The sequence below is a fragment of the Peribacillus sp. Hz7 genome, from assembly GCF_042136355.1.
GTDB lineage: Bacteria > Bacillota > Bacilli > Bacillales > DSM-1321 > Peribacillus > Peribacillus asahii_A.
Genome location: NZ_JBHHJV010000048.1, coordinates 1 through 4,837 on the forward strand (window position 1 = coordinate 1; position 4,837 = coordinate 4,837).

The following is a 4,837-nucleotide window of genomic DNA, read 5'->3' on the forward strand; positions in this document are numbered from 1 at the left end:
TAATGGATTATATCCATTGGTACAATCATATTAGAATCCATGGGACGCTAAACTACACGAGCCCAATTCAATATAAACTTGAACACCTTAAAAAAGTTGTTTAGTTTAGTGTTGACAGTCCAGTAATCTAAATACTGATTGAATGATTTTTTTGTAACATTAATAGTAAATAAGGTGGATAAGAAAATGGATGAGCAGGACTGGACAATCTTAAAGGTGCTTTACGAAAAAAAGAATATTACAAAAACGGCCGAGAGCTTATATCTATCCCAACCATCATTAACGAAAAAAATTCAGCAAATAGAGAAAAAATATCAAGTAGTAATTGTCAAAAGAGGAACAAAAGGTGTTCACTTTACACCTCAAGGAGAATATTTAGTTCAATGTGCGGATGAAATGCTTTATCGTCTCCAACAGATTAAAGATACAGTATCTAATATGAGTGAAGAGGTTAGTGGAACCTTACGATTAGGAGTTTCTAATTACATAACAAGGCACAAGCTGCCACATCTTTTAAAGCTTTTTCGTGAACAGTTCCCAAAAGTAAATTACAAAGTTACAACAGGATGGAGCAAGGATGTATTTAATCTTGTATATAATGGGGATGTTCATATTGGGATGGTCCGTGGAGACTATCAGTGGTCAGGTTCAAAAATACTACTCTTTGAAGAAAACCTCTGTGTAACATCATTAGAAAAAATTGAACTTGGTGACCTGCCAGCCCTACCGAGAGTTGAATATGAAACAGATGTGTTGCTCAAGACCATGATTGATAATTGGTGGCGTGGGGAATTTTCACAGCCGCCTTTTATCGGCATGGAAGTGGATAAAGCCGATACTTGCAAAGAAATGATATTGAACGGTTTGGGATACGGGATACTTCCGAGTGTTCTTGTACAGGAACATCAAAACCTTAATCGAATCATTCTAAAAGATAGCAAAGGGAATCCGATTGTAAGAAGAACTTGGATGTTATATCCTGAGAAATATCTTGAGATTAGAGTAGTTAAAGAATTTATAGAATTTGTGAAAAAATTGGATTTTAAATCTACTATTTAGGAAAGCGTGGGCAACTGCTCAGGCTTTTTTTATTTGGTGTCAAACAGGAGATGTTGTCATTCCTTTTTTGAATGAATTTCGATAATTTATTTGTATTTCAACTATTTGGATATTGTTTTTAAAATGAAATGGATGGGGGGAGAGCAATTGGAGGAAAATTCAAAGAAACTTATTACATTTTTAATGGAGCACGAAGGGAAAGATTTCGATGCAATCATAAAGGATGAAATCGAAGGGATCGTTGGATTTAGTTTTATGACTTACGTTAAGGGGGTAAAAATTCATACTCAATCAGGGAGAATAACAGTTAGTGAACCTAATACAGGAACATACTTTTACTTACCGATTAGTGGAATCGAACAGATTTACGACAAAACCTGTGGGCCGTATGATATAGCATTAACATTGAACTACCCACCACTTAGCTAAAAAGCTTGAAGTGGGGGATTCCTGCGAACACCAGTGTATCCACTAGTTATTTAGCAGGCTAACCCTGTCGCACCGACAGTTAGCAGTACAGATGGCTTATTAGCCTCCTGCGCGGGTGTTGCTATTTTGTACGTTGAACTCGCCACACGCCCTACTCTGCTTGGTTTTCGCTACTTCGGTGCGTGTGGAGGCGATTAGAACGTTGAAGATTTTACGCGACAGACGTTTTTCCTGTCACAACCTCCTATCTTCAGTTTTCAAAGAACAACTTACAGGAATATTCTACCATACAAACAAGTGTTTTGGCTACCGCCAACCGACATTCATCTCCCACCTACTCATTGGGCTATTGCCCTTCATATTCCTTGAGAATGGGAGTCTTCTGTCGGGAAAAGATAAAATATAACAATGGCTAATAGCATCTATATACAAATTTTCGAACCATATTGGAAGGATTAAAGCAGCTTAAGCGTTATACAGACCTTTATTCTAATAAAATTACAAGTTCCTATTGCACTTATTATTCTTAAAATGGAAAGGATTATTTTATGGGCGTTTTATTTCATATTACTTTGAACGTTATTTTTCCCATATTTGCACTTATTGGAGTTGGAGCACTTCTTCATAGAAGATTTAAATTAGACATGCGTACCTTATCTAAATTAAATTCATATTTACTAATGCCTGCTGTGAGTTTTGCCAATATTTATGAGAGTGAAATTAGAGGAGATACGCTTCTGCATATTCTTAGTTTCCTTGTCATACAAAGTCTTTGTTTAATGATATTCAGTACAGGAATCTCTAAAATAGCGAAATTTGAGAGCGGTCTTTCAGCAACCTTTAAAAATAGTGTTGTATTAAGTAATTCGGGGAACTTTGGATTACCTGTCAGTCAGGTTGTTTTTCAGCATAATCCTCTTGGACTATCGATACAAGTAGTCGTTATGATCTTTCAAAATCTCCTAACTTATACTTATGGGTTATTTAATTCTGTTTCTGTTGATAAGGCAAAATTTCAGGCGATAAAAACGTTTTTGAGAAATCCGGTCTTATACGCTTTTTTACTTGGTTTTTTTCTTCATGCAGTTTCTATAAACATTCCAGAATACATATGGACCCCTATCAAAAATACTTCAAACGCATTTTTAGCTATAGCACTTATTACACTTGGTGCACAAAGTGCCTTCCTAAAAATAACGAGATTTTCGCTGCCTTTAGTGCTAAGTCTTATTGGACGGCTAATTCTTTCACCCTGTATTGCGTTCCTTGTTATTTTCCTATTAAAGTTGGACGGTACTACAGCACAGTCATTGTTTATTGCGAGTTCTTTCCCAACTTCAAGAAATAGTTCGCTGTTCGCACTTGAATATGGAAATCATCCTGAATATGCTGCGCAAGCGGTTTTATTGTCTACTGTATTCAGTATGATGACAGTAACCGTAGTTATTTTTTTGGCCCATTTGTTATTTTCTTAAAAAGTTTATTATTCATTAAAATGGAAAAAAGGAAATTTGGTATCTTAACTCAGCTAACAGTGTGTTAGTTTAGCAAGATGTATAAACAGAATCCCTTCATGTTTAGCCTAGCATTGTATTGCTGGATACAATATTTCATTGAACATTCGGATCAGTACGTGAAAAATATGGTAGGCACACGTTAGTATTGAAAGATGAATTAGAAAAATAATAATTCAGAAAGGGGGAAATGCTAATGGCGGTTATTGTAAATAAAGTATTGGATGCTAAAGATTTGGTTTGCCCAATGCCAATTGTAAAGACCAAAAAAGAAGTGGCGACCCTTGAACCTGAACAAGTCATAGAAATACAAGCCACTGATAAAGGGTCTACTGCTGATATCAAAGCTTGGGCTGAAAGCACGAGAAATCAGTATTTAGGAACAATGGAAGAAGGAAATATTCTAAAACATTATCTCCGAAAGGCTATTAGTGAAGAGGAAAAAGCAGAAACAAAGCACCCGGATGTAGTCAGTTTAGATGACCTATTAAATAAGATAAATGGAAATTGGACCAAATCGTTGTGCTATCAAATAGTATAGGGTGGGGTTAGTGAAGGTAGACCGAAAATGCTACCTTCTTCGCTAAATTTAAGAAACTTTATAACTTTCAATAACTGTTTCTAGAGCGGGATGAAACTCTTTTTGATAGTGATTTTCTGGACAGGATTTGATGACAACTGTCTTTAATAAATTTGATTTATTTGTATCTAATACCTTGTGGCAAGTAGGACATTTATCAGTAAAAAGGCGTTTTAATAAATTCATAACTAGCTCCTCCTCAATACCCTTAATTTATATATATATACTATGGATTATAAGCGGATAATCAAGATTTTTCAATGATTAAACTAAGGAAGGAAGATGATTATGTTTGATTATACGGTAGCTACAGATAAGAATATAGAAGAAGCGATTCAAAGCCTAGAGGAAAGTTTAAAAGAAGAAAAATTCGGTGTTTTGTGGAAGTTTGATATTAAGGAGAAGTTGCAGGAAAAGGGTTTAGAGTTTAACAAGAAGTTTCAAGTTTTCGAAGTATGCAACCCACACGAAGCACAAAGAGTGTTAAATGAAAACGAAATGGCTGGCTACTTCCTGCCTTGTAAAATAGTCGTTTATGAGGATACTGGACAAACGAAAATTGGTATGCCAAAACCGACGGCACTAATTAGTCTTTTAAACGATGAAAAGATGAAGCAGTTTACTAAAGATATTGAAGATCGGTTAATCACTTGTATTGATAAGAGTAAATGATTTAGGGAAGAAATGAACTTATCGGATTTTTTTACATCTCTATACCGTATATTATGCTTTGACCGCCATATTAATCGCGGTCTATTTTTATTAATACATTGACAATATACCCTACTGGGTATACTATATAACTTATCAATGACATTGGTTGAATGAAGGAGAATGAAATGACGTTATTAATTATAACTACAATAGTTGTAGCATTTGTTTTATATAAACGATATTTCCCGGTTTTGGGAGTTCATTGTATCACTTTGAAAGATCTTGATTTGAATCAAATAAAGGTAATTGATATAAGAGATTTCAATGAATCATACAAGAACCCAATTGAAGGCACAATAAATATTCCTATTGCTTATCTAAAAAGAAATATTTACGAAATTCCAAAGGCAGACTTACACTTAGTTGTATCAAGTTTACTTGAAAAAAATATGGGAATACGCTCTTTAAGAAAAAAAGGTTGGATAGGCTACACTTAGTTGGACAGAAATTTTAAGGTCAAGTAGACTACAGTTAATATAAACGAGGAGAACCTACCATGACCAAAAGAGAGCGGAGAACATTTACACAAGAATTTAAACAA

General features: G+C 34.7%; 7 protein-coding genes and 1 pseudogene. 7 read left to right on the forward strand and 1 reads right to left on the reverse strand.

Translation table 11 applies throughout. The features are described from left to right. Nucleotides 1–2 precede the first annotated feature (2 nt). The 5 genes and pseudogenes from ACE199_RS23310 to ACE199_RS23330 all read left to right on the forward strand — a co-directional run. Nucleotides 3–104: an IS3 family transposase gene (locus tag ACE199_RS23310; RefSeq protein WP_375349433.1), complete on the forward strand. Its 102-nt coding sequence runs from the start codon at nucleotides 3–5 to the stop codon at nucleotides 102–104. Between the two features lie 82 nt (nucleotides 105–186). Further along, on the forward strand, nucleotides 187–1,059 hold the full coding sequence (locus ACE199_RS23315) for a LysR family transcriptional regulator (RefSeq protein WP_375351897.1): 873 nt from the start codon (nucleotides 187–189) through the stop codon (nucleotides 1,057–1,059). Nucleotides 1,060–1,206: 147 nt separating this feature from the next. Continuing rightward, nucleotides 1,207–1,488 carry a hypothetical protein gene (locus ACE199_RS23320; RefSeq protein WP_375351898.1) on the forward strand — a complete coding sequence of 94 codons (282 nt, stop codon included), beginning with the start codon at nucleotides 1,207–1,209 and terminating at the stop codon, nucleotides 1,486–1,488. A 548-nt stretch (nucleotides 1,489–2,036) separates the two neighbouring features. Next, nucleotides 2,037–2,963 carry an AEC family transporter gene (locus tag ACE199_RS23325; RefSeq protein ID WP_375351899.1) on the forward strand — a complete coding sequence of 309 codons (927 nt, stop codon included), beginning with the start codon at nucleotides 2,037–2,039 and terminating at the stop codon, nucleotides 2,961–2,963. A 235-nt stretch (nucleotides 2,964–3,198) separates the two neighbouring features. Next, nucleotides 3,199–3,510, forward strand: a pseudogene (locus ACE199_RS23330) (sulfurtransferase TusA family protein); the annotation flags it as partial. Between the two features lie 81 nt (nucleotides 3,511–3,591). On the opposite strand, the gene ACE199_RS23335 reads toward ACE199_RS23330, so the two are convergent. Continuing rightward, entirely contained in the window at nucleotides 3,592–3,768 is a 177-nt protein-coding gene (locus ACE199_RS23335) for a hypothetical protein (protein ID WP_252291128.1), read from the reverse strand. 102 nt (nucleotides 3,769–3,870) lie between these two features. Between ACE199_RS23335 and ACE199_RS23340 the strand changes: the two genes are divergently transcribed. Continuing rightward, complete coding sequence (locus ACE199_RS23340) at nucleotides 3,871–4,254, forward strand: DUF302 domain-containing protein (protein WP_375351900.1); 384 nt, start codon at nucleotides 3,871–3,873, stop codon at nucleotides 4,252–4,254. 167 nt (nucleotides 4,255–4,421) lie between these two features. Next, nucleotides 4,422–4,733 (forward strand): hypothetical protein, encoded by a 312-nt coding sequence (locus ACE199_RS23345; RefSeq protein ID WP_375351901.1) that lies wholly within the window; start codon nucleotides 4,422–4,424, stop codon nucleotides 4,731–4,733. Nucleotides 4,734–4,837 lie beyond the last annotated feature (104 nt).

Coding starts and splice junctions, on each gene's coding strand:
- ACE199_RS23310 (WP_375349433.1), top strand. CDS start 3: ATGGATTATATCCATTGGTACAATCATATTAGAATCCATGGGACGCTA.
- ACE199_RS23325 (WP_375351899.1), top strand. CDS start 2,037: ATGGGCGTTTTATTTCATATTACTTTGAACGTTATTTTTCCCATATTT.
- ACE199_RS23340 (WP_375351900.1), top strand. CDS start 3,871: ATGTTTGATTATACGGTAGCTACAGATAAGAATATAGAAGAAGCGATT.
- ACE199_RS23335 (WP_252291128.1), bottom strand. CDS start 3,768: ATGAATTTATTAAAACGCCTTTTTACTGATAAATGTCCTACTTGCCAC.
- ACE199_RS23345 (WP_375351901.1), top strand. CDS start 4,422: ATGACGTTATTAATTATAACTACAATAGTTGTAGCATTTGTTTTATAT.
- ACE199_RS23315 (WP_375351897.1), top strand. CDS start 187: ATGGATGAGCAGGACTGGACAATCTTAAAGGTGCTTTACGAAAAAAAG.